General features: G+C 70.0%; 25 protein-coding genes. 14 read left to right on the top strand and 11 right to left on the bottom strand.

The window, feature by feature from the left end; translation table 11 throughout:
• Positions 1-56 precede the first annotated feature (56 nt).
• The 4 genes from ABD732_RS14100 (at position 57) to ABD732_RS14085 (ending at position 4926) form a co-directional block, all read left to right on the top strand.
• A complete protein-coding gene (locus ABD732_RS14100; RefSeq protein WP_344784808.1) occupies positions 57-1610 on the top strand; it encodes a multicopper oxidase family protein in 1554 nt (517 codons plus the stop codon).
• 72 nt (positions 1611-1682) lie between these two features.
• On the top strand, positions 1683-3092 hold the full coding sequence (locus ABD732_RS14095) for a class II fumarate hydratase (RefSeq protein WP_344784806.1): 1410 nt from the start codon (positions 1683-1685) through the stop codon (positions 3090-3092).
• A gap of 23 nt (positions 3093-3115) precedes the next feature.
• Positions 3116-3793 carry a PIG-L deacetylase family protein gene (locus ABD732_RS14090; RefSeq protein WP_344784804.1) on the top strand — a complete coding sequence of 226 codons (678 nt, stop codon included), beginning with the start codon at positions 3116-3118 and terminating at the stop codon, positions 3791-3793.
• A 101-nt stretch (positions 3794-3894) separates the two neighbouring features.
• Complete coding sequence (locus ABD732_RS14085; protein ID WP_344784802.1) at positions 3895-4926, top strand: hypothetical protein; 1032 nt, start codon at positions 3895-3897, stop codon at positions 4924-4926.
• Positions 4927-5000: 74 nt separating this feature from the next.
• On the opposite strand, the gene ABD732_RS14080 is transcribed toward ABD732_RS14085, so the two are convergent.
• Positions 5001-5912 (bottom strand): L,D-transpeptidase family protein, encoded by a 912-nt coding sequence (locus ABD732_RS14080; RefSeq protein WP_344784800.1) that lies wholly within the window; start codon positions 5910-5912, stop codon positions 5001-5003.
• Positions 5913-6020: 108 nt separating this feature from the next.
• Between ABD732_RS14080 and ABD732_RS14075 the strand changes: the two genes are divergently transcribed.
• The gene (locus ABD732_RS14075) at positions 6021-6623 is read left to right on the top strand and encodes a class I SAM-dependent methyltransferase (RefSeq protein WP_344784798.1); all 603 of its coding nucleotides are present in this window, start codon (positions 6021-6023) and stop codon (positions 6621-6623) included.
• A 31-nt stretch (positions 6624-6654) separates the two neighbouring features.
• On the opposite strand, the gene phoH2 is transcribed toward ABD732_RS14075, so the two are convergent.
• The 4 genes from phoH2 to ABD732_RS14055 all read right to left on the bottom strand — a co-directional run bounded on the left by phoH2 (position 6655) and on the right by ABD732_RS14055 (position 11691).
• Positions 6655-7956, bottom strand: a complete 1302-nt coding sequence (gene phoH2 / locus ABD732_RS14070; protein ID WP_344784796.1) for an RNA 5'-3' helicase PhoH2 — start codon at positions 7954-7956, stop codon at positions 6655-6657.
• Positions 7957-8274: 318 nt separating this feature from the next.
• Positions 8275-9144, bottom strand: a complete 870-nt coding sequence (locus ABD732_RS14065; protein WP_344784794.1) for an acyl-ACP desaturase — start codon at positions 9142-9144, stop codon at positions 8275-8277.
• A gap of 20 nt (positions 9145-9164) precedes the next feature.
• A complete protein-coding gene (gene glyA, locus ABD732_RS14060) occupies positions 9165-10457 on the bottom strand; it encodes a serine hydroxymethyltransferase (RefSeq protein ID WP_344784792.1) in 1293 nt (430 codons plus the stop codon).
• A 10-nt stretch (positions 10458-10467) separates the two neighbouring features.
• On the bottom strand, positions 10468-11691 hold the full coding sequence (locus tag ABD732_RS14055) for a DUF885 domain-containing protein (RefSeq protein WP_344784790.1): 1224 nt from the start codon (positions 11689-11691) through the stop codon (positions 10468-10470).
• A gap of 47 nt (positions 11692-11738) precedes the next feature.
• Between ABD732_RS14055 and coaA the strand changes: the two genes are divergently transcribed.
• The 3 genes from coaA to ABD732_RS14040 all read left to right on the top strand — a co-directional run bounded on the left by coaA (position 11739) and on the right by ABD732_RS14040 (position 13452).
• On the top strand, positions 11739-12680 hold the full coding sequence (gene coaA, locus ABD732_RS14050; protein WP_344784788.1) for a type I pantothenate kinase: 942 nt from the start codon (positions 11739-11741) through the stop codon (positions 12678-12680).
• A 63-nt stretch (positions 12681-12743) separates the two neighbouring features.
• Complete coding sequence (locus tag ABD732_RS14045; RefSeq protein ID WP_344784786.1) at positions 12744-12953, top strand: helix-turn-helix transcriptional regulator; 210 nt, start codon at positions 12744-12746, stop codon at positions 12951-12953.
• Position 12954: 1 nt separating this feature from the next.
• Entirely contained in the window at positions 12955-13452 is a 498-nt protein-coding gene (locus ABD732_RS14040) for a hypothetical protein (RefSeq protein WP_344784784.1), read from the top strand.
• Positions 13453-13487: 35 nt separating this feature from the next.
• Here ABD732_RS14040 and ybaK read toward each other — a convergent pair whose 3' ends face one another.
• Together ybaK and ABD732_RS14030 are read right to left on the bottom strand one after the other, a co-directional pair.
• Entirely contained in the window at positions 13488-13973 is a 486-nt protein-coding gene (gene ybaK, locus ABD732_RS14035) for a Cys-tRNA(Pro) deacylase (protein WP_344784782.1), read from the bottom strand.
• Positions 13974-14756 (bottom strand): isoprenyl transferase, encoded by a 783-nt coding sequence (locus ABD732_RS14030; RefSeq protein WP_344784780.1) that lies wholly within the window; start codon positions 14754-14756, stop codon positions 13974-13976. It lies immediately after the preceding gene.
• Between the two features lie 60 nt (positions 14757-14816).
• Between ABD732_RS14030 and trhA the strand changes: the two genes are divergently transcribed.
• From trhA to ABD732_RS14015, 3 genes are all read left to right on the top strand, one after another.
• A complete protein-coding gene (gene trhA, locus ABD732_RS14025) occupies positions 14817-15488 on the top strand; it encodes a PAQR family membrane homeostasis protein TrhA (protein WP_344784778.1) in 672 nt (223 codons plus the stop codon).
• Positions 15489-15526: 38 nt separating this feature from the next.
• Positions 15527-16051, top strand: coding sequence for a hypothetical protein (locus tag ABD732_RS14020; protein ID WP_344784776.1), 525 nt, complete (start codon positions 15527-15529; stop codon positions 16049-16051).
• Positions 16052-16133: 82 nt separating this feature from the next.
• Positions 16134-17579 carry a PepSY-associated TM helix domain-containing protein gene (locus ABD732_RS14015; protein ID WP_344784774.1) on the top strand — a complete coding sequence of 482 codons (1446 nt, stop codon included), beginning with the start codon at positions 16134-16136 and terminating at the stop codon, positions 17577-17579.
• Here ABD732_RS14015 and ABD732_RS14010 read toward each other — a convergent pair.
• The 4 genes from ABD732_RS14010 to mca form a co-directional block, all read right to left on the bottom strand.
• Positions 17543-18625: a 3-deoxy-7-phosphoheptulonate synthase gene (locus tag ABD732_RS14010; protein ID WP_344784772.1), complete on the bottom strand. Its 1083-nt coding sequence runs from the start codon at positions 18623-18625 to the stop codon at positions 17543-17545. The genes ABD732_RS14015 and ABD732_RS14010 overlap by 37 nt on opposite strands.
• 208 nt (positions 18626-18833) lie before the next feature.
• A complete protein-coding gene (locus tag ABD732_RS14005) occupies positions 18834-20858 on the bottom strand; it encodes a thioredoxin domain-containing protein (RefSeq protein WP_344784770.1) in 2025 nt (674 codons plus the stop codon).
• The gene (locus ABD732_RS14000) at positions 20836-21168 is read right to left on the bottom strand and encodes a hypothetical protein (RefSeq protein WP_344784768.1); all 333 of its coding nucleotides are present in this window, start codon (positions 21166-21168) and stop codon (positions 20836-20838) included. The genes ABD732_RS14005 and ABD732_RS14000 overlap by 23 nt, the downstream gene beginning before the upstream one ends.
• On the bottom strand, positions 21165-22016 hold the full coding sequence (gene mca, locus ABD732_RS13995; protein WP_344784766.1) for a mycothiol conjugate amidase Mca: 852 nt from the start codon (positions 22014-22016) through the stop codon (positions 21165-21167). Before mca ends, ABD732_RS14000 begins: the two co-directional genes overlap by 4 nt.
• Before the next feature lie 78 nt (positions 22017-22094).
• Here mca and ABD732_RS13990 point away from each other — a divergent pair, with 78 nt between their 5' ends.
• The 3 genes from ABD732_RS13990 to greA all read left to right on the top strand — a co-directional run bounded on the left by ABD732_RS13990 (position 22095) and on the right by greA (position 23970).
• On the top strand, positions 22095-22553 hold the full coding sequence (locus ABD732_RS13990; RefSeq protein ID WP_344784764.1) for a DUF4307 domain-containing protein: 459 nt from the start codon (positions 22095-22097) through the stop codon (positions 22551-22553).
• Positions 22554-22563: 10 nt separating this feature from the next.
• Positions 22564-23301 (top strand): queuosine precursor transporter, encoded by a 738-nt coding sequence (locus tag ABD732_RS13985; protein WP_344784762.1) that lies wholly within the window; start codon positions 22564-22566, stop codon positions 23299-23301.
• 177 nt (positions 23302-23478) lie between these two features.
• Positions 23479-23970 (top strand): transcription elongation factor GreA, encoded by a 492-nt coding sequence (gene greA / locus ABD732_RS13980; protein ID WP_344784760.1) that lies wholly within the window; start codon positions 23479-23481, stop codon positions 23968-23970.
• Positions 23971-23989: the final 19 nt, after the last annotated feature.

The raw sequence follows: 23989 nt of genomic DNA, 5'->3' as shown, positions 1-23989 counted from the left end.
CCTGAGATCCGGCGGAATCCGTTGACCGGCCGGCGCCGCGCCCGCACCGTCGGAGTATGACCGGCTCGTACCCGACACCCACGGCACCACCGCCGACGCCGCGACGACGCTCCCGCGCGCTCGTGATCACCCTCGCGCTCGTCGCGGTGGTGGTGCTCGGCCTCACCGCCGTCGGCGCCTGGATCACCGTCTCGGTGGTGCGGGCGCCGCTGAACACCCTCGGCGCCGTCGCCTTCGACCGCGAGCTGGCGATCCCCGACCTCGCCGAGTCGCGCGTCGAGGACGGCGTCCGCGTCTTCGACCTGACCATGCAGGAAGGCCGGTCCGACCTCGGCCGGGGTCCGGACACCCCAACGTGGGGCATCAACGGCGCGCACCTGGCCCCCACGCTGCGCGCGGCACGGGGCGAGCGGGTCCGCGTCCGGGTGACCAACCGGCTCGGAGAGGCCAGCACTCTGCACTGGCACGGCATGCACGTGCCCGCCCGGATGGACGGCGGCCCGCACCAGATGATCGACCCCGGCGACACGTGGACCCCGGACTGGCGCATCGATCAGCCCGCGGCGAGCCTCTGGTACCACCCGCACCCGCACGGACAGACCGCCCGGCACGTCTACCGCGGTCTGGCGGGGATGTTCCTCATCGACGACGACGCCGAGTCCGCACTCGACCTGCCGCGCGACTACGGAATCGACGACCTGCCGATGATCGTGCAGGACCGCAAGTTCCACGGCGACGGCACGCTCGACGCGTCCACCTCGCTCTTCCAGTCCGAAGGGATCATCGGCGACACCGTCCTGGTCAACGGCACTCCAGGGCCGTACGTCGACGTCACCACGCGCACCGTGCGGCTGCGGCTGCTCAACGGATCCAACACCCGCCCGTACCACTTCGAATTCGACGACCACCGCGAGTTCGCCGTCATCGGCACCGACGGCGGGCTCCTCCCTGCGCCGGTATCGGTCCGGTCGTTGCCGCTGTCCCCGGGCGAGCGCGCCGAGGTGGTGGTGGCCTTCCGCCCGGGCGAACGGGTTCGTCTGCAGAGCACCCCCACCCCGGGCGGGTCACGGTTCGCCGGCGGCGACGACCACCTGGAGATCGCCGAGTTCCGGGCCGCGCACCACCTCGGCGGAGTCGCCACCGTCCCCGACCGTCTGGTCGCGGTGCCGCCCATCCCCGAGGCCGCGGCCACCGTCACACGGAGCTTCGCCCTCGGCGGGACCAGTATCAACGGCAAAGCGATGGACATGGCGCGCATCGACGAGGTGATCACCGCGGGCGCCACCGAGATCTGGACCGTTGCCAACTCCGGGGACGGCGTGCACAACTTCCACATCCACGACGTCCGGTTCCAGGTCCTCGACATCGACGGCGGTGCTCCGCCGCCGCATCTGCGCGGCTGGAAGGACACCGTCTGGGTGCCGAGGGACTCCACGCTGCGGCTGATCATGAGATTCGGTCACCACACCGACACTGAAGTCCCGTACATGTTCCACTGCCACCTGCTCCGGCACGAGGACGAGGGCATGATGGGGCAGTTCCTGGTGGTCCCCCCGGGATCCAGCACCGATGCAGCCGACTACTCGGCGCACACCGGCCACGAGCACTGATCCGCCGCGCGCGCTAGGGTTAGGTAAGCCTAAATACCCAGACGAGCAGATCTCAGCGCGAGGAGCAGCCGCATGACCCGGTCCGACGAGCCCCAGTACCGCATCGAGCACGACACCATGGGCGAGGTTAAGGTCCCCGTCGACGCGCTGTGGCGCGCGCAGACCCAGCGCGCCGTGGAAAACTTCCCGATCTCCTTCCGCCCGCTCGAGCGCACCCAGATCCGCGCGCTGGGTCTACTCAAGGCGGCGTGCGCGCAGGTGAACGCCGACCTCGGTCTCCTCGACGCCGCCAAGGCCGAAGCCATCGTCGCCGCCGCCACCGAGATCGCCGAGGGTGAGCACGACGACCAGTTCCCCATCGATGTCTTCCAGACCGGTTCGGGCACCAGCTCCAACATGAACGCCAACGAGGTGATCGCCTCGATCGCCGCCGCGAGCGGTGTGCAGGTGCACCCGAACGACGACGTCAACATGTCGCAGAGCTCCAACGACACCTTCCCGACCGCCACCCATGTGGCCGCCACCGAGGCCGTCACCGCCGACCTGATCCCGGCGCTGGAGCACCTGCACGCCGCACTGGCGGAGAAGTCGCGCGAGTGGCGCGAGGTGGTCAAGAGCGGTCGTACGCACCTGATGGATGCGGTGCCGGTGACGCTCGGCCAGGAGTTCGGCGGATACGCACGGCAGATCCAGGCCGGCATCGAGCGCCTGCAGGCGACGCTCCCGCGCGTCGGCGAACTGCCGATCGGCGGCACCGCCGTCGGCACCGGCCTCAACGCCCCCGAAGGCTTCGGCACCCGTGTGGTGGCCGATCTGGTGGAGCGCACCGGCGTCGACGCGCTGAGCCTGGCCCGCGACAACTTCGAGGCCCAGGCCGCCCGCGACGGCCTCGTCGAGGTGTCCGGTCAGCTCAAGACCGTCGCCGTCTCACTGACCAAGATCGCCAACGACATCCGGTGGATGGGGTCGGGACCGCTCACCGGCCTCGGCGAGATCGCGCTCCCCGACCTGCAGCCGGGCAGCTCGATCATGCCGGGCAAGGTGAACCCGGTGCTGCCCGAGGCCGTCACGCAGGTGGCCGCGCAGGTGATCGGGAACGATGCCGCGGTCACCTGGGGCGGCGGCAACGGCGCCTTCGAGCTGAACGTCTACATCCCGATGATGGCGCGCAACGTCCTCGAGTCGATCACCTTGCTGGCCAACGTCTCCCGGCTGTTCGCCGACCGCTGCATCGCCGGGCTGACCGCCCACGAGGACCGGCTGCGCACACTGGCCGAGTCGAGCCCGTCGATCGTCACCCCGCTCAACAGCGCGATCGGCTACGAGGAGGCGGCCGCCGTCGCCAAGCAGGCGCTGAAGGAGGGCAAAACCATCCGGCAGACCGTGATCGACCGCGGCCTGCTCGGCGAGGCCCTCTCCGAGGAGGAGCTCGATCGTCGCCTGGACGTCCTCGAGATGGCGAACGTCGACCGCGAACGCTGACCCCGGGCGGTAGCGTCGGGAGCATGACGATCTCCGAGTTCCCCACCGACTGGTCGAGCGCGCTGGTGCTCGTCGCCCACCCCGACGACCCGGAGTACGGCATGGCCGCTGCGGTCGCCAAATGGACTTCCGAGGGCAAGACCGTGGTCTACGCCCTGGCCACCAGCGGCGAAGCCGGCATCGAGGGCATGGCGCCGGCGGAGGCCGGGCCGCTGCGCGAAGACGAGCAGCGGGCCTCGGCCGCCGTGGTCGGCGTCGATCACGTGGAGTTCTGGGGCTTCGACGACAGCGAGCTGTTCAACACCCCGGAACTGCGGGAGAAGATCGCCGAGACCATCGAGCGGGTGCACCCGGACGTGGTGCTCTCCCTCTACGGCGGTCCGGAGTGGGCGCCCGGGATGCCGAATCAGCGCGATCACATGGAGTTCGCGGCGGCCGTCGTCGACGCCTTCGACTCTCTCACCGATCCACCACGCGCCCTGTTCGTCAACGGGCCCGGCTCCACACACGCCGTCGACGTGGACGGTTTCGTCGAGCAGGCCGTCGACTCCCTCGCCGAGCACAAGGTGTACCTGGCCGTTCTCGACCCGGACACCCCCGTGGCCGATCAGGCCCGCACCCAGGTGGAGATGACCACCGGCGTCCAGGACGGCTTCGACGCCGCCCACGCCTCCGGCTTCACCCGGATCCGCCCGCAGTAGCGCAAGCGTCACGGGGGCACACCTGTGGGCAGCCTGGCGGGTGTCCACAGGCCTGCCGCCCAGGGCTCTGGAACGGGCCCGGCCGGATCCACCCTGGATCCATGACCACCGCTGCAGCCACGATTCCGACTGACCTCATCGACCTCGACCACGCCGTCCACCGCCTCGAGCTGAAGGCCGACGGCATCGCCATGGCGCAGGTCCGGGCCGCCGAACGCGCCGGGCACCTGTACGAGTTCCGAAAGGACTTCTTCGGGCCGCCCGGCCTCGCGACCGCCGACCCCTACCGCTTGCTGACCGAGGCGATCCGGGCCTACCTCCGACTGCCCGAGGCGGCCGGGCTGGTGGTCGGCGGCCGTACGGCCGCACGACTGCACCGCCTGTTGCCGGCGATGGCGCCCGAGCATGCGTCCTACCAGCGCGACGATGCGATCGAGTTCCGCACTCACGCCGCGCAGGCGCGGGGCTTCAGCCGGGCCGCCGCCGGGTGCACTCTCGACGCTCGGCCGCGGGTCACCGTCCGCGTCGACGGCATCGAGGTCACAAGCGTCGCCCGCACCCTCGTCGACCTGCTGGCCGGCTCGCGGTGGCGTTCGCCCGACGACTTCGTCGTCGTCGGCGATCGGGCCCTGCGTGAGGATCTGGTCACCGTCGCCGATCTCGAGGACGAGATCAGGCAGCTGCCGGTCACGCAACAGTCGAGGCTGCGCACCGCGCTGGCGGACCTGAACCCCGGCGCCCGGACCGCGGCCGAGAGCCGCAGTCGGCTGCTCCTGACCTCCATGGGGCTGCCCGCACCCGAGTTGCACATGGACATCGTCGACACCGACGGCACCGTGGTGGCCAGTCCGCCGTTCGTGTGGCCGGCGTATCGCGTCGCCGGATTCTGCGACGAGGTCGACGACTACTGCGACCTGTACCGGCGCGTCGAGGACCGTCCGCCGCGGTCGGATCCGCAAGTGCCGGAGTGCGCTGCACGCACGAGCCTCGACGACCGCCTGACCAGGCTCGGTTACCGGGTCTTCCGCTGGTCCGGGGGACGGATCGACCGTCACCCGTGCGATCCGTGCAATCTACGCCGCGCCCTGCAGACTCCGCTCGGGCCGCCGCTCGAGGAGCAGTTCTGCTGGTGACCCGGCCGCAGATGCGCACCGGGGCCGCGCGCAGTCTCACTGCACACGGCCCCGGGCGGGCAAGTCGGCGACGTCTACGAGGAGCCGGTCACCGTATCCATGAGCTGCGGGATCAGCGGGGTGAACTCACTCAGGATCGACGACAGCGCGTCGTCACCGAGCGGGGTGCCCTGCGGGTCGGCCAGCGAGGGTGCGTCCTTGATGTCCTTCGGGCTCTCCTGATTGACGCCGATGCTGATCTTCGGGTTCTTGGCCGGATCCAGCCACTTCAGGATCTCCATCATCTGCTCTTTACCGATCGCGATGCAGCCCCAGGTGGGCTCGCTGCCGACGTGCAGGAAGATCGCCGAGGCATTGCCCGGGGTGTTGGTGGGGTTGTGCTTGACCTCCACCGCGTAGTCGTACGCCGGCCCCATGTCGTACAGGTTCTCGCTGCCGCCGCCGGGGTTGTTCGGCTGCCGGATCATCCGGTTGTAGGTGGCCGACTGCATGTTGCCGTCCCACCAGTCCTGGTTGTCGACCTTCTTGTACGGCAGCTTGGTGCCCGGATTGTCCAGGCGGCCGAAGGCCTGCCCCAGCGCGAAGGTGCCCTCGGGCGTGCGGTGGACATTGTCCTCCGGCTTGCCGATGCCCTTGCTTCCGACCCACGCCTGAGTCGGGCCGATGACCGGCTTCCACTGGCCGTTCGCGTCCTTCTCGAACGCGGTCAGCGTGCCCGTGGTGGCCGCGGCCTCGGGGACCGAGACGACGATCATCTGACTGGTGTCGCCGACCGGATCGCCCTGGTCGGGCAGGCCGGGGAGGGAGAATCCGCGCAGCAGGTTCTCGAGCATCGACTGGACGTCGGGCGTCGATGGGGAAGACGGCGACGGTGTGGGCGTCGGAGTCGTCGGGGTGGTCGGCTCTGCGAATGCGGTCGCGGGCACCGCGGCGACGGCCACCACTGCGGCCAACACCACGAGTCCCAACTGCCACATTCGACTCATCAGTAACTTCAGCACCACCTCAGTGTGCCAGCGGAACCACACCCGTGCCACCCGGGGAGACCATCGTCACCGGAATGCAACGAACGCGACAGCCACTACCCTGGGGTTATGGCGACAACCCCTCCCCGCTGGATCACCGACACCCAACCCGGTCACAGCCAGTGGTACATCGAACGATTCCGCGCGATGGCGGCCGACGGCGACGACCTCGCCGGCGAGGCCCGCCTGATCGACGCGATGGTCCCGCGGCAGGCGCACATCCTCGACGCCGGCTGCGGCCCCGGCCGACTCGGCGGCCATCTGGCCTCGGTCGGGCATCGGGTGGTCGGCGTCGACGTGGACCCCGCCCTGATCGAGGCCGCCGCCGCGGACCAGCCGGGCCCCACGTGGCTGGTCGGCGACCTGTCCGAACTCGATCTGCCCGCGCGTGGCATCGACGAGAAGTTCGACGCGATCGTCTGCGCGGGCAACGTCATGGTCTTCCTCGCCCCCGGCACCGAGGCGCAGGTGCTGCGCCGACTGGCCGCGCACCTGAAGGACGACGCGCCGCTGGTGGTGGGCTTCCACACCAACCGGCACCTGACCCTGGACGCCTTCGACGCGGCCGTCGCCGACGCCGGGCTGCGCCTGGATCTGCGGCTGGCCACGTGGGACGTGCGGCCCTGGACGCCCGAGGCCGACTGGGCCGTCTCCATCCTCCGGAAGAACTGACCGCCGGAGACGGAGACGACCCCGCCTCAGATCAGGGCTGGCCGGGACCGAACTCTTCGAGCATGTCGGTCACCAGGGCGGCGATCGGCGAGCGCTCACTGCGGGTGAGCGTCACGTGCGCGAACAGCGGATGGCCCTTGAGCTTCTCGATCACCGCTGCGACGCCGTCGTGCCGGCCGACGCGCAGGTTGTCGCGCTGGGCGACGTCGTGGGTGAGTACCACCCGCGACCCGGCGCCCAGCCGCGACAGCACCGTCAGCAGCACGTTGCGCTCCAGCGACTGCGCCTCGTCGACGATCACGAAGGAGTCGTGCAGCGAGCGGCCGCGGATATGCGTCAACGGCAGCACCTCGAGCATGCCGCGGGAGAGGACCTCGTCGATCACCTCGGTGGACACCAGACCCTCGAGGGTGTCGAAGACCGCCTGCGCCCAGGGCCCCATCTTCTCGTCCGCGCCGCCGGGCAGGTAGCCCAGCTGCTGGCCGCCGACCGCGTACAGCGGCCGGAAGACCACCACCTTGCGCTGGGTCCGTCGTTCCAGCACGGCCTCCAGGCCTGCGCACAGGGCCAGCGCCGACTTGCCGGTGCCCGCTTTGCCGCCGAGGGAGACGATGCCCACCGACTCGTCGTTCAGCAGATCGAGCGCGACCCGTTGCTCGGCCGAACGCCCGCGGAGCCCGAAGGCCTCCCGGTCGCCGCGGACCAGCTGCACCTGCTTGGTCTCGGTGACCCGACCGAGCGCGCTCGACGTGCCGCCGAGCAGCCGCACCCCGGTGTGGCACGGCAGATCGCGCGCCTCGTCGACGTCGACGACGCCCTCGGCGAACAGATCGTCGATGTGCCCGGGCGAGACCTCCAGCTCGTCCATCCCGCTCCAGCCGGAGACCACCACGTCCTGCGCGTGGTACTCGTCGGCGGCCAGGCCCACCGCGCCGGCCTTGACGCGCAGCGGGGTGTCCTTGGTGACCAGAGTGACTTCGGCGCCCTCGGCGCGCAGATTCAGCGCGCACGCGAGGATCCGCGAGTCGTTGGAGTCGTTGCGGAAACCGGCGGGGAGCACGGCCGGATCGGTGTGGTTGAGCTCCACCTGCAGTGTGCCGCCCTCGTCCCCGACGGGCAGCGGCTGATCCAGGCGCCCGTACTGGATGCGCAGATCGTCCAGCAGCCGCAGCGCGGTGCGGGCGAACCAGCCGAGCTCGCTGTGATGGCGTTTGCCCTCGAGTTCGCTGATCACCACCAGGGGCAACACCACATGGTGCTCGGCGAAGCGGGTCACCGCCCAGGGGTCGGAGAGCAGAACAGAAGTGTCGAGGACGTAGGTGCGTGCGGTCACGGCTGACTCCCGAGTGCCTGCGCGGCTCCCGCGCGGGCGAGATCTACTGGTCGGCCGGTTCGCCGTCGTTCTCGGTCTATCCGAGTCGGACGAGGACCGGGGCCGGCCCTCCCGTGACACTAAGGTCGTTCACGAAATCGAACCTCCCGAACGAACCGCTTCCCCACGGCCCGTCATGGCTCAAACTACGCCCGCCACGACGGCGCTCCGGGGACGCCCGGGCCGCGTGTCGGTGAACGTCACGTAACACCGAGAAGACGGAACGCCCGCTGCTCGTCAGAGCAGCGGGCGTTCCGGGTGCGTCGGGTGCGCGGCGGGTCAGGCCTCGGCGGCCCGCGCCAGAATGCGCTGGCGCGCGGCCTCGGCGGTCTCGCTCAGTTCCTGAACGCTGTCGAGCTTGAGCTCGTCGGCGAGCTTCTTGGCGATCGCCGCGTCGGTCTGGTCGTTCTCGTAGCCGGCGAACAGCGCGCGCTGCTCGTCGAAGTCGGCCACGTCCGAACCGATGTGCTCGATCTCGGCGAGGGCCCGGTCCACCGCCAGGACGGTGGTCTCCTGATCGGCGACCATTCCGGCCATCAGGAAGGCCTGGAAGGTGGCCGCCTGCACCGCGTCGTCGGTCTGGATCTTGTCCAGGATGGTGATCAGCACCTGATCGTCGACGTGCCGCTTGAGCTCGCTGATGAACTGGATGCACTGGTTCTCGTGGACGGCCATCAGCGCCATCGTGTCCATCGGACCGATGTGCGCGACGGCCTCGGGGGTCTGCTTCCAGCCGGCGACCACGTGGATGCGGCGGCGGTTCTCCGCGTCCACCGGATCCATCGCACGGGTGACCACCAGGTAGTCGCGCAGCGCGATCGAGTGGCGGTTGTCCTCGGCGGTCCACACGCCGATCAGCTGACGCCAGTCGGTGAAGGCCGGGAAGTGGATGGCCAGGATGCGGTGGTACGACGGCAGGTTGTCCTTGGTCAGCAGCAGCGCGAGCAGCGCCGCGGCCGGCTCGGCGGGCAACGTGGCCTGGTCGGGCTCGAAGTCCTCGCCGCCGAGGAAGCGGAAGTTGCGGCCCTTGCTCCACGGCACCCACGCGTGCGGGTCCCAGCTCGCCGCACCCTGCTGATGCTCCTCCGCGATCTCGGGGAGCGCCTTCTCGAGCGCGTTGATCAGTTCGTCATCTTCCAATACAGCCACGGGTACAGCCTAGTCGACGATCAGCGACCACTCATCATTCCCCAGTCCTCGAGCCCCTCGTACAGGGGGACGTCGAGGGCCAGGCGGGAGACGCGGCCGCGCAGCGCGGACACGTCGGCGCTCTTGCCGGCGGCCAGCGCGGTACCGATGATGTCGGCGACCTCGGTGAACTCGGCGTCTCCGAATCCGCGGGTGGCCAGCGCCGGGGTGCCGATCCGCAGACCGGAGGTCACCATCGGCGGGCGCGGGTCGAAGGGCACCGCGTTGCGGTTGACGGTGATGCCGATCTCGTGCAGCAGATCCTCGGCCTGCTGGCCGTCGAGATCGGAGTCACGCAGATCCACCAGGACCAGGTGCACGTCGGTGCCGCCGGTCAGCACGGTGACGCCGGCGCCGGCGACGTCGTCGGCCATCAGACGCTCGGCGAGCAGCTTGGCGCCGGAGACGGTCCGGCGCTGCCGCTCGGCGAACTCCTCGGTGGCGGCGATCTTCAGCGCGGCGGCCTTGGCGGCGATCACGTGCATCAGCGGGCCGCCCTGCTGGCCCGGGAACACGGCGGAGTTGAGCTTCTTGGCCCACTCCTGCTTGGCCAGGATCAGGCCCGAGCGCGGTCCGCCGAGGGTCTTGTGGACGGTGGTGGAGACGACGTCGGCGTAGGGCACCGGGTTGGGGTGCAGACCGGCGGCCACCAGGCCGGCGAAGTGCGCCATGTCGACCCACAGCTTGGCGCCGACCTCGTCGGCGATCTCGCGGAAGGCCGCGAAGTCGAGGGTGCGCGGGTACGCCGACCAGCCGGCGACGATCACCTTGGGCTTGGTGTCCTGGGCGATCTTGCGGACCTCGTCCATATCGACCCGGAAGTCTTCTTTGCTGACGCCGTAGAACTGATTGTCGTACAGCTTGCCCGAGAAGTTCAGGCGCATGCCGTGCGTCAGGTGGCCGCCGTGGGCCAGGTCCAGGCCCAGCAGCGTCTCGCCCGGCTCCATCAGTGCCATCAGGACGGCGGCGTTGGCCTGGGCACCCGAGTGCGGCTGGACGTTGGCGAAGTCGGCGCCGAACAGCTCCTTGGCGCGGTCGCGGGCGATGTCCTCGACCACGTCGACGTATTCGCAGCCGCCGTAGTAGCGGCGGCCCGGGTAACCCTCGGCGTACTTGTTGGTCAGCACACTGCCCTGCGCCTGGAGCACGGCGCGCGGCACGAAGTTCTCCGAGGCGATCATCTCCAGCGTGTCGCGCTGGCGCGACAGCTCACCGTTCATGGCGGCGGCGAGGTCGGGATCCAGCTCGGCCAGGGACTGCGAAAACTGAGTCATGGGAGACAGTTTAGGACGCGAGCTCGGCGCGCAGCCGGGCCGGGGTCAGCGGCTCGTCGAGCAGCCGTCCGAACCGGTCCAGGCGCGTCTGACCGTCCTCGGTCGCGTCCAGCCAGTGGCCGAGCAGTTCGTAGCCCTCCACGTAGGTGGAGATGTAGGCGCGCCACAGCGGCGAGGTGAGGAAGCGCAGCATCTGGCGGGCCCGGTCGGGCGCCACCAGCAGCCAGCGCTGCAGGAACGCGGCGACGTCGTCGGGGTCGCGGTGGCTGTCGTGCAGGGCCAGGGCCGCGTCCTGCCGGACGTGCAGCAGTCCGGCGGTGGCCGCCGAGACGGCGCGGGCCTTCTCGGCGTCGAACCGCAGTCCGAAGTCGGCGTAGATCTCCGCCGCCCACGGCTGCCAGTCGCGGCCCAGCGCGGCGACCAGCGCGTGATCGGCCAGCCCCTCGGCCATCAGGCACTGCGGGGTGTTCACCAGAAAGATGGTCTGCTCCTGCTGACCGCCGCCGACCAGCAACTGCTCTTTGCGGCAGTGCTCGGTGTGATGTCCGGGGTAGGCCTCGTGCGCCACCAGGCCCGGCAGCACCGACAGGTACTGCGGCAGGTCGGTGTTGATCGCCACCGTGGAGCGGTAGTCGCCGAGGTAGTAGTTGAAGCCCGACCACGGCTTGTCCGAGACGATCTCGAAGTCGATCACCTCGGTCTCGGGCAGCCCGAAGCGGCTGCGCACCACCTCGCGCAGGGCGCCGCTGAGCTCGGACACCAGCGGCTTCACCAGGTCTGCGGGGATCTCCTCGCTGCGCCGGTGCGCGGCGTAGGCGTCGCGCAGCGTCTCCCCCGTCGCTCCCGGAACGCCGAGGGCGGCGGCGATCTCGGTGTGGGCGGCGGCGTAGACGTCCTCGTCGGCGGGTGCGATGTCGACGTCGAAGTAGGCCTTCACCTCGTCGACGAAGCCGATGTCGGCGCCGGCGAATTTGCGGGCCGAGCATTCCAGGGCTCGCAGATGGGCGCCGACGAATGCGGCGCGGGCGTCGTCCAGTCCGTCGGGCAGCCGGTCGTGCAGTTCGCGGGCCCGGCGCGCGAGGTCACCCGGATCGGGCGCCGGGGCGTTCTCGGCCTCGGCGCGCAGCGCGGGGTCACCGGTGTAGGCGTCGACGAAGCCCGGTTCGATCCGATCGAACGCCAGCCCCAGTCGCAGATAGTCGTTCACCAGGTCCGTCGCACTGTCCGAGCTCATGTCGGCCCACGCTACCGATCGCCGGGGCTGCCTGTAGTGTGCCCTCCATGGCGCGCCTATCCAGCGATCGCGACCCCGGCCTCTACCTGGAATTGGACCGCCGGCAGTGGCGCGAGCTTCGGCGGTCGATGCCGATGGTGCTGAACCAGAGCGAGCTCGAGCAGCTCGTCGGCATGGGCGAGCAGGTCGACCTCAACGAGGTCGCCGAGGTCTATCTGCCGCTGTCCCGACTCATTCACCTGCAGGTGGAGGCACGTCAGCGACTGTTCGCGGCGACGTCGACGTTCCTCGGCGAACGTCAGCGCAACCGTCAGGTCCCGTTCGTGATCGGCATCGCCGGCAGCGTGGCGGTGGGCAAGTCGACCACGGCGCGCGTGCTGGCGAAACTGTTGTCGCGGTGGGAGTCGCACCCGAAGGTCGACCTGGTCACCACCGACGGCTTCCTCTACCCCACCGCCGAGTTGCAGCGCCGGGGAATCATGCACCGCAAGGGATTTCCCGAGTCGTACGACCGCCGGGCGCTGCTGCGGTTCGTCACCGAGGTGAAGTCGGGCACCGAATCGGTTCGGGCGCCGGTCTATTCGCACGTCTCCTACGACATCGTGCCGGGCGCCTACCACACGGTCAACGAGCCGGACATCCTGATCCTCGAGGGCCTGAACGTCCTGCAGACCGGGCAGACGCTCGCGGTGGCCGATCTGTTCGACTTCTCCATCTACGTCGACGCGAACCTCAACGACATCGAGCAGTGGTACATCTCCCGCTTCCTGCAGATGCGGACGACGGCGTTCGCCGATCCGCAGTCGCACTTCCACTTCTATTCGTCGCTGACCGACGAGCAGGCCACCATCGCCGCCCGGGACATCTGGACGTCGATCAACCGGCCCAACCTGATCGAGAACATCCTGCCCACGCGTCCGCGCGCCACGCTGGTGCTGCGCAAGGACCGCGACCACTCCATCAACCGGGTCCGCCTGCGCAAACTCTGACCAGACCCGGAGCGGAGTAAAGGATCCTTGACACACAGATGTCAAAGGGGCTTTACTTCTGGTGTGCCCGAAACGACGACCGGAGTCCGCGCGGCCCGCAACCGGGCGGGCCTGCGCCAAGCGGATCTCGCTGCGGCCGTGGGCGTGAGCCGACAGACGATCATCTCGCTCGAACGCGGCGACTACTCGCCGTCGGTCTACCTCGCGCTCCGGATCGCCCGGGCCCTGGAGAGCACCGTCGAAGAACTGTTCCCGCTATCCGAGGAGGAATGACATGACCACCCGGAACCACACTCTGCCCGGCTTGCTGCTCGCCCGCAGCGCGAACTCCTGGGGCGACGAACGCGAGCGCGCCGTGATGCTGGAGGCGTACGCCTACGTCTTCATCCTCGCCACTTACCTGCTGTGGACCGTCGGCGCGGTGATCGCGTGGTTCATTCCGGCCTGGGTGACCGTCATCCTGTTCCTGGTGTTCCTGTTCCCCTCGTTGGAGTGGCAGCGGTACACCGGTGCGCGCGGCGTGGACGCGAACACCCTGGCGTACACCGGCGGCTCTCTGCTGCGCACGGCGCTGACCGGCGCCTACTTCGGTGCGTGCGCCCTGTCCATGTGGGCGTCCGCCGCCCTTCAGTGGGTGCCCGACAGCAGTTCCACGCTGCGCGGAGGTCTGGTCGGCGGCCTGTGCGGGGGCGCCGCGGCGATCCTCTTCGGCTGGTGGAGCGCCAAGAAGAAGGCGGCGCAGTCCGACGCCGACGTCCCCGACGAATTCTGAAGGGGCCCGCGCACTGAGCCCGGTCGCGCGCTCACTCAGGCAGCGATGTCGGCGACCGTCGCCGACGTCACGGCGATCAGATCGGCGGGTGCGAGTTCGATCTCCAGCCCCCGCTTGCCTGCGCTGGTGAGCACCCGATCCCACTGCCGCACCGACGAATCGACCACGACGGGCAGGGCCGTCTTCTGCCCCACCGGCGAGACCCCGCCCAGCACGTAGCCGGTCGCCCGAGTCACCGCGGCCGCCTGCGCCATCACCGCCTTGGGCACTCCGAACGCCTTGGCTGCGGCCTTGAGTGAAAGCTGTTGCGGCACCGGCAGTACCGTCACGCCGAGGCGCCGGTCACCGAGATCGACGACGAGTGTCTTGAAGATCTGTCCGGGCTCCACCCCCAGCCGCTCGCCCATCACCTCGACGGCTTCCGCGCCGTAGTCGGCGTGCCGGCGGTCGTGGGTGTACCGGTGAACGATGTGGTCTATTCCGGCCGATTCCAGGGCCGATATCGCGGGAGTGGCAGCCATCTATTTACCGTAGCGGCGGTTCCGCGCGGTGTAGTCGCGTAGTGCGCGCAGGAAGTCCACGCGCCGGAACTCGGGCCAGTAAGCGTCGGTGAACCAGATCTCCGAGTAGGCGCTCTGCCACAACAGGAATCCGCTGAGCCGCTGCTCACCGGATGTGCGGATCACCAGGTCGGGATCGGGCTGGCCGCTGGTGTAGAGGTTGGCGTCGATGCCCTCCACACTGACCGTCTCGATCAGTTCCTCGCCGGTGGCACCCTCGGCGAGCCGGGCCCGCAACAGCGACTGCACGGCGTCGACGATCTCCTGCCGCCCGCCGTAGCCCACCGCCACGTTGACGTTCATCCCCTCGCGGTCGGCGGTGCGGGCCGCGGCATCGCGCAGCCGCTGCGCCACCGGATCGGGCAGCACACCGAGATTGCCGACGATGCGCACCCGCCAGTCGCCGGGCGCATCGGCGATCTCGTCGACGATGTCCGGGACGATCTTCATCAGCGCGTCGAGTTCGTCGGAGGCCCGCGCGAGGTTCTCGGTCGACAGCAGGTACACCGTCACGGCGCCGATGCCCAGTTCCGAGCACCACCCGACCATGTCGGCGATGCGCTTGGCGCCGACCCGGTGACCGTGGGCGACGTCCTCGAAACCGGCTTCCCGCGCCCAGCGGCGGTTGCCGTCGCAGATGATCGCCACGTGCCGCGGGATCCGCTCGGGCTCCATGAGCTGGACCAGCCGAGTCTCGTAGACGTGGTACAGGCCCCCACGGACCCGGTCTGGGATCAGTTTCACAGGGCAGATCCTACGCTCGAGAGCGCCGACCGGCGCGCAAGCTACGCTACCGTAGGTTGTATGACCGCAACGCTCACGCCCGCCGAGGTGACCAAGCCGCGCCTGCGCGGAGTCATCCACAAATACTCGGCGTTCATCGCGGCGGCCGTGGGCATCATCTTGATCGTCGGCACCGCCCGACAGCGCGACGCCCTCGACGTGGCCGCGGTGTGCGTCTACGTCGTCGGGATCACCGGCCTGTTCGCCACGAGCACCGTCTACCACCGGATCGACTGGGTCAATCCGCGCCATCAGATCGCCATGAAGCGCGCCGACCACTCGATGATCTTCATCTTCATCGCCGCCACCTACACCCCGTTCTGCATGATGGGCCTGGACAGCCCCACACGCTGGTGGGTGCTGGGCATCGCTTGGGCCGGGGCGATCGGCGGCGTCCTGCTCAAGCTGATCTGGCCCGGCTCCCCCCGCTGGCTCGGGGTGGTCCTGTACCTGCTTCTGGGCTGGTTGATCGTCTCGGTGGCCCCGGCGCTGCTGCACAACACCGGCGTCGCGGTCTTCGTCCTCCTGGCGGTCGGCGGCTTCTTCTACAGTCTCGGCGGCGTGCTCTACGCCCTGCACTGGCCCGAGCCGTGGCCGGGCACCTTCGGCCACCACGAGGTCTTCCACACTTGCACCGCCGTCGCCGCGGCCCTGCACTACATCGCCGTGTGGCTGCTGGTTCTGGGCACCTGACGCCCGCCTACGACACCACGTCGTCGTAAGCTCGACGCGTGTCCGCACCCGATCCCTCGCTGCTGCCGCGCCTGCGCGCGGTCACCGTGGGTGCGGTGGGCACGGGCACCGGCGTTTCGGCCCACGCACAAGGGCACGGCGCACTCCCCGACGGCAGCGGCCTGCTGGTGATCGCCGCGGCCGGACTGGCCCTCGGCCTGGTCGCCGGACGCACCGGCACCACCGCCGCCGCACCCTGGCGGCTGCTCCCCCTGCTGGCCGGCGGGCAACTGCTGGTGCACTTCCTGCTGATCGCACTGACCGGCCATCATCACCAGCTGATCACCACGCCCATGGCGGCCATGCACACCGTCGGCACGCTGGCCGCCCTCGGCCTGATCGTCGCCGCCGAACGCCTGGTGCGCGCCGTCGCCGGCCTGGCCCGGTCCCTGGCCGCGCTGTGCACGCCGATCCCGGTCGCCGTCCGTGCCGTCCCGGCCGTGCTGCGCACCCGCGTCGTCGCCCCGCAGCCGCTGCGGCACCTGGGCACCGTCGGCACCCGCGGTCCACCCGTACTCGTCTAAGCACCCTCTCCCCCCACCGACCCGCTGCGCGCCGCGCGCCACCGGGCCGGTGACCTCTGCTTCGACGAAAGGCGATCCCGCCATGTCCACTTCCACCTCACCGACGCCGCCCGCCGCTGCCGCGGCCCCGGCGCCACCTCACCGGCCCAAGGCGGCCACGACCCGGCTGCTGCGGCGGCTGCACTTCTACGCGGGGATCCTGGTGGCCCCGTTCCTGCTGATCGCCGCGATCAGCGGCGGCCTGTACGCGCTCGCGCCGTCGGCCGAGCAGTTCATCTACCGCGCACAGCTGCACACCGATTCGGCCGGTCCGGCCCAGTCGATCTCCGCGCAGATCGACGCCGCCCGCGCGCACCGGCCGGACCTGACCGTCGACGCGGTACGCCCGGCCACCGAGCCCGGCCAGACCACCCGGGTGCTGTTCGCCGATCCGGCGCTGCCCGAGTCCACCCGGCTCGCGGTCTTCGTCGACCCGGCGACCCTGCACGTGCAGGGCGAACTGCCCAGCTACGGCAGCAGCGCGTCCCTGCCGGTGCGCACCTGGATCGACGGTCTGCACCGCGATCTGCACCTGGGTGAACCCGGACGCCTCTACAGCGAGTTCGCCGCATCGTGGCTGTGGGTGATCGCCCTGGCCGGCCTGGCACTGTGGGTCGCGACCCGGCGCAAGCGCCCGACGCGCCGCACCGGCCGCGCCCGCACGGCGCACTGGCACGGCCTGCTGGGCGTGTGGATCGTCGTCGGCCTGGTCTTCCTGTCCGCGACGGGCCTCACCTGGTCCCGCTACGCCGGGCAGAACGTCACCGATCTGCGGTCCGCACTGCACTGGACGCAGCCCACGGTCGACACCTCTCTCGTCCCGGCGGCGGCTGCCGCCGCCGGGCACGACAGCCACGCCGGGCACGACGGTCACGGCGGCGCGGCACCGGTCGGCAGTGCGGCCGTCGCCGACGAGAACGCCGGCTACGCCGACACCGCGCTGGCGCTGGCGCGCTCGGCGGGCGTCGGACGGACCGACGCCGTCGAGATCTCGATCCCGTCGGAGGCCGACACCGCGTTCACCGTCACCGAGGTCCGCGCTCCGTGGCAGTTCTCCCCGAACACCGCGGTGGTGGATCCGGCCCGCGACAGCGTGGTCGGCGTGAACTGGTTCGCCGACTGGCCGGTGGCCGCCCAGTGGGCCAACCTCGGGATCGCCCTGCACATGGGCATCCTGTTCGGGCTGCTCAATCAGCTGGTGCTGGCCGCACTCGCCGTCGCCCTGACGGTCGTCATCGTGTTCGGCTACCGGATGTGGTGGCAGCGCCGGCCCCGCGGCGCGAACCGGCCCGGTCGGGCACCGGACCGCGGCGCACTGGCGGACCTGCCGTGGCCGGCGGTCGCCGCCGTCGCGGTGGTCGCGATCGCCGTGGGCTGGTTCATCCCGCTGCTGGGCTGGCCGCTGCTGGCGTTCCTGGCGGTCGACGTCGCCGTCGGCCTGTGGCAGCGGCGTCAGCGACCGGCGCGGGCCAGCTCCTCCAGGACCTGAGCGCTGGCCTCCCAGCCCATGCACTTGTCGGTGACCGACTGGCCGTAGACCAGTTCGCCGGCCTCGACCGGCTGGGCGCCGGGCACCAGGAAGCTCTCGAGCATCACGCCGCTGATCACCGGATCGGCGCCGTCGCGGCGCGCGGCGGCCACCATCTCGGCCACCTCGACGGCGACCTGGGCCTGGCGCTCGTGGTCCTTGCCGGAGTTGGCGTGCGAGCAGTCGAGCATCACCTTCGGGGACAGTCCGGCGCCGCCGAGGCGCTCGACCGCGGCGGTCACCGAATCGGCGTCGTAGTTCGGCCCGCCGGTGCCGCCGCGCAGAATCACGTGGCAGTCCTCGTTGCCCGAGGTCTGCACCACGGCGCCGCGGCCGAAGTCGTCGAGCCCGAAGAACACGTGCCGGCTGGCCGCCGCCTTCGCGCCGTCGATGGCCACCTGGACGTTGCCGTCGGTGCCGTTCTTGAAGCCGATCGGCATGGACAGACCCGAGGCCAGCTGGCGGTGCACCTGCGATTCGGTGGTGCGTGCGCCGATCGCGCCCCACGCCACGGCGTCGGCGATGTACTGCGGGCTGGTGGGCTCCAGGAACTCGCAGCCGACGGGCAGACCGAGGTCGATCACGTCCAGCAGCAGCTTGCGCGCCAGGCGCAGGCCCTTCTCCACGTCGTACGACTCGTCCATGTCCGGATCGTTGATCAGGCCCTTCCAGCCGATCGTGGTGCGGGGCTTCTCGAAGTAGACACGCATGACGATTTTCAGGGTGCCGGCGTATTCGGCGGCCAGCGGCGCCAGGCGGCGCGCGTAGTCGATGGCGGCCACCGGGTCGTGCACCGAGCAAGGGCCGACGACGACGATCAGCCGGTCGTCCCGGCCGGCCAGGATCGCGGCGATCTCCTCGCGGTCGCGGGCGACGATCTCGGCGCGGCGGGCGGTCAGCGGCAGTTCGCTGCGCAGGCTGTCCGGCGACGGGATCGGTGAGAAGGCCGTGACCCGGCGGTCAGAGGTCGAAGTGCTGTTCGCCGCGGCTTCGGGGGCGATGGTCATGGGTGGTGCCTTTCGGGTGTGGGCGCGGGATGGTTCCGGTGTCCGTGTTCCCGAGTGACGGCGAGGCGAGGCCCGGAAACGACGAAAGCAGCGACCAGATGGTCACTGCTTCGGCTCCGGGGCGTGCGGTCGTGCGCGAGTCAGCGCTTCATCGCAGGCTCACCCGGAGCCTCGATAAAACGCCAATAGGCGACGTGCACGGTGATGTTCACGTCGTCGAGGCTAGCACAAGCCCGTCGGCCAGTGCCTGGGCGTCGGTCACCGGCAGCGCGCAGACGGTGCCGCGGCACACGTAGGCGGCGTCGGCGCCGTCGACCGGTCCCCGCCCTTCCAGCAGCGGCGACGCATCGCGCGCTCCCGCGACGACGACGGTGCCGCCCGGGGCGAGACGTCGAGCCTGAGCGGCCAGTGCGCCGTCGCTGTCGGGCGTCTGTGCGACGGCCACCTGCAGCGGTCCGGCCAGCCGGGCGAGGGCGACGGCCAGCCAGTGTCCGGCCGATCGCGGCATCTTCTCCAGGATCAGGCCCGCGCGCGTCAGCGTCTGATCGGCCAGCTCGCCGTATCGCGCCGCCTGGCTCTCCGGCGCGAGCATCGACGCGGTCAGCAGGGCCTCGGCCATCAGCGAGGCGCCCGCCGGGGTGGCGCCGTCGACCGGATCGCGCGGCCGGGTGATCAGCGAGCCGCCCGGTGCGTCGAACCAGGCGCCGGGCGCCTCCGCATCGGCGAACCGATCGATCGCCAGATCCAGCACTTCCAGGCCGCGGTCGCGCCAGGGATTCTCGCCGGTGATCTGGTGCAGGGTCAGCAGAGCGGTCGCCAGGGCGGCGTGATCGTCCAGTGCCGCAAGGGGTTCGCCGACTCGTCCACCCAGCGAGGCGCGCCGCAGCACACCGTCGACCAGGTGCAGCGACCAGATCGCCTCCGCAGTCACCGCCGCTCGCTCCACCCATTCGGGCCGGTGGAGGGCGGCGCCCGCCTCGGCCAGCGCCGTGACGGCGAGGGCGTTCCACACCACCACGACCTTGTCGTCACGTGCGGGCTGGGGCCGCTCGGCACGCGCGGCGAGCAGACGCACCCGCACCGACGCGAAGCGTTCCGCGTCGTCGGGGTCGGCCGGCAGTTGCAGCGTGGAGGTGCCGTTCTCGAAGGTGCCGTCGTCGGTCACGGTGAACAGCGTTGCCGCCCAGGCGCCGTCGTCGTCGCCGAGGATCTGCCGCAGTTGCGCGGGCGTCCACACATAGGTGAGGCCCTCCACGCCGTCGGTGTCGGCATCCAGTGACGAGGCGTAGCCCCGGCCGGTCCACAGGGCGTCGTCGAGGAAACCGACGGTCTCGGCGGTGATACGCGCGGCCAGCGGGTCGCCGGTGCGCCGGGCCAGGTGCGCGTAGGCACGCAGCAGAAGTGCGTTGTCGTACAGCATCTTCTCGAAGTGCGGGACCACCCAGTCGGCGTCCACGGCGTACCGCGCGAATCCGCCGGCGAGCTGGTCGTAGATGCCGCCGCGCGCCATCGCCGCGCAGGCGCGTTCGCTCGCGGCCAGCGCCTCCCGGTCACCACCGAGCTCGGCGGCCCGCAGCAGCCCTTCCAGCAGCGCCGACGGCGGGAACTTGGGGGCACCGCCGAATCCGGCCGCCCGCGGATCCTCGTCGGCCAGGACCGCGGCGACCGCGGCGGCCAGCAGCCGGCCGTCGATGCCCGGACCGGGCGGCACGGGACCGGCATTGGCCCGCAGATGCTCGGTGATGCTCTCCGAGGCCCGATGCACCTCGTCGCGTCGCTCGGTCCAGGTGCTGCTGATGGCCGCGAGGATCTGCCCGAAGCCGGGCATGCCGCCGCGCGGCACCGGCGGGTAGTAGGTGCCGCAGTAGAACGGTTCGGCGTCCGGGGTGAGGAAGCAGGTCATCGGCCAGCCGCCCTGGCCGGTCATGGCCACCGTGGCGGCCATGTAGATGGCGTCGATGTCGGGCCGCTCCTCGCGGTCGACCTTGATGCAGACGAAGCCGTCGTTCATCTGTGCGGCGAGCGCGGGGTCCTCGAAGGATTCGTGCGCCATGACGTGGCACCAGTGGCAGGCCGCGTAGCCGACCGACAGCAGCACCGGGACGTCGCGCTCGCGCGCTTCGGCGAAGGCCTCGTCGGACCACTGCTGCCAGTGCACCGGATTCTCCGCGTGCTGGCGGAGATACGGGCTGGTGGCGTCGCCGAGTCTGTTACCGGCTGGAGCCATGGTCATCGGACTGATCGGCGAGTCCGGCGGCATCCGACGGTGCCCGCGGCTGTTCGGACGCGGCCTCTGTCTCGTCGTCGACCGTGTCGGTGCCCTCGTCGAAGGCCTGGTCGGGTTCGGGATGCTCGGTGTCGAAGCTTTCCGGCAGCTTGCGGAGCTGCTTGTTCATCGACCGGATGAGCAGGAAGGTGGCCACCAGCAGCACCACGATCACGAGCAGGCCGACCGGTGAGGCCTTGCCGAACTCGGGTCCCTTGGTCTCTTGGGCGGCGAGCACGAATGTCGCGTCGCCGGCCAGGTTGAGCACAGTGTTCACGGCTCCTCGATTCCGTCGAAGAGGTCGTTCTCGGGGATCGCGGTCTGCACGCGGGTCTGCGCCAGTTCGAACTCCTCGGTCGGCCACAGACGCTGCTGCCATTCCAGCGGCACCGCGAAGAAGAAGCCGTTGGGGTCGATCTGGGTGGCGTGCGCCCGGAGCGCGTCGTCACGCTGCGGGAAGTACTCGCCGCACGTCACCTGGGTGGTGACCCGGCCCATCAGGTCGCCCTGTTCGCGCTTCCACTTGGCGAGCCATTCCTTGAAGGGGCTCTCCTTGCCCTCCTTCTCGAACTCCTCGGAGAAGCGGTGGATGCGGTCCCGGATGAAGCCGTGCGTGTAGTACAGCTTCAGCGGCGTCCACGGCTCCCCCGCCTCGGGATAGGCCTCGGGATCGCCGGCGACGTCGAAGGCGGCGACGGAGACCTCGTGGCACCGGATGTGATCGGGGTGCGGGTAGCCGCCGTTCTCGTCGTAGGTGATCATCACGTGCGGCTTGAAGTCGCGGACCACCTTCACCAGTGCTTCGGTGGATTCCTCCAGGGGAGCCAGTGCGAAGCACCCTTCCGGCAGCGGCGGCAGCGGATCGCCCTCGGGCAGCCCGGAGTCGACGAAGCCCAGCCACGTCTGCTGCACGCCGAGCGCGGCCGCCGCGGCGGCCATCTCCTCTTTGCGGACCTCCGGCAGGTTCTCCTTGATGCCGGGCCGATCCATGGCGGGATTGAGGATGTCACCGCGCTCGCCGCCGGTCAGAGTCACGACCAGGACGTCGTGCCCGGCCGCTGCGTATTTGGCCAATGTCGCGGCCGCCTTACTGGACTCGTCGTCTGGGTGTGCATGCACAGCCATGAGTCGCAGGCGCCCCGTGCTATCGGTCACGCTTCCTCACCTTCGCTCGGTTCTGCCCTCCATGGTAGGTATTGACGCGTGAGCAGTTCAGATGGGGTCTCCGACCAGCCGAAACCGCAGAGCGGTCCGCGCGCGACGTATCCGGCCGAGCAGTCGCACGCCAGCAGGCGGCGGTGGTTCCTGGTGTGCTCCGTGGCGGTGGTCCTCGCCGGTCTGGCGCTCGCGGTGATCGGCTACCGGCAGTTCGCCGACCCGGAAGTCTCCGGTACCGCCACCGGGCACGAGATCCTCAGCTCGGACACCGTCGCCGTGCAGTACACCGTGGAACGGAACAATCCGGGCGACGCGGTGGTGTGCGTGGTCCGCGGCCGCGCCTACGACGGCGGCGAGGTCGGCCGCCGCGAGGTCCTGATCCCGGCCGGCGACGACGTACAGGTCGGCGCCCGCACCATCGTTCACACCTCCCGGCCACCGGTGATCGGCGAGGTCTTCGGCTGCACCACGTCGGTGCCGTCCTATCTGCAACCCGACAAGTGAGGTGCTGCGCATGATCGACGAAGAGAAGGCAGACTCTGGACAGCCGGGCGTTACGCGCCCGGCGCCCCGACCCAAGGTGGCGTTCGCCACCATCTCTTCTCCCTACTATCCAGTGCTGATGGCCGTGTTCGTCGGCGTCATGCTGGTCAGCAACATCGCCGCCACCAAGGGCGTCGGCCTGTTCGGCGGGTGGCTGGTGACCGACGGCGCCTTCTTCCTCTTCCCCCTCAGCTATGTGATCGGCGACGTGATCAGCGAGGTGTACGGCTTCAAGGCGATGCGGCGCACCATCTGGACCGGCTTCGCGATTCTGCTGCTGGCGGTGCTGGCGTTCACGGTGACCATCGCACTCCCCCCGCTCGACGGCTACGACAACCAGGACGCGCTCGAGGCCGTGGCCGGCGCGGTGCCACAGTTGGTGGCCGCCAGTCTCGCCGGCTATCTGATCGGCGAGTTCACCAACTCGTACGTCCTGGTGTGGATGAAGCAGCGCACCGGCGAACGGCGACTCTGGGCCCGTCTCATCGGCTCCACCGTCGCCGGCGAGTTCTTCGACACCCTCGTCTTCTGCGCGATCGCCGCCCCGGTGATCGGGGTGTCCACATGGGGCCAGTTCGCGTCCTTCGTCGTCATCGGTTTCGTGTGGAAGACGCTGATCGAAATCGTGGTCATGCCGGCGACCTACGCCGTGATTCGGCGCCTCAAGCGAGCCGAACCGTCGTACCGCCAGGCCCTGGCCGACAACTGACACGACGCACGCCGCGGGAGACGTCCACGGCAGGTCGTGTGCGGTGAAACACACCTGCTGGTATCCTGGTAGCCACACGGCCCCGCGAGGGGTCGTGTTGCTGCATTTTGAGTGCGGATGCGCTTGCAGCGGTAACGAATGCGCAGTCCGATATGCGGACAGCAAAGGAGATCCACAATGACCGATACAGGTGTCACCTGGCTGACTCCCGAGTCTGCACAGCGGCTGAAAGAGGAACTCGATTCGCTGATCGCCAACCGCGACGTCATCGCCGCCGAGATCAACGAACGACGCGAAGAGGGCGACCTCAAGGAGAACGGCGGGTACCACGCAGCCCGCGAGGAGCAGGGCCAGCAAGAGGCCCGCATCCGCCAGCTGCAGGACCTGCTGAACAACGCCGAGATCGGTCAGGCCCCCACCCAGTCGGGTGTGGCGCTGCCTGGCTCGGTGGTGACCGTCTACTTCGGCGACGACGAGAAGGACACCGAGAGCTTCCTGATCGCCACCCGCGAGGAGAGCATCGCGACCGACGTCGAGGTCTACTCCCCCAACTCGCCGCTGGGTTCGGCGATCATCGACGCGAAGGTCGGCGAGACTCGCACCTACCTGGTGCCCAGCGGAGCCGAGGTCAGCGTCACCCTGGTGAGCGCGGAGCCATACCAGCACTGACGCACAGCGTTCGACACAG

The sequence above is a fragment of the Gordonia caeni genome (genome assembly GCF_039537105.1).
Classification (GTDB): domain Bacteria; phylum Actinomycetota; class Actinomycetes; order Mycobacteriales; family Mycobacteriaceae; genus Gordonia; species Gordonia caeni.
Note: the sequence above shows the minus strand (reverse complement) of the source record. Positions and strands in the feature narration are given on the sequence as shown.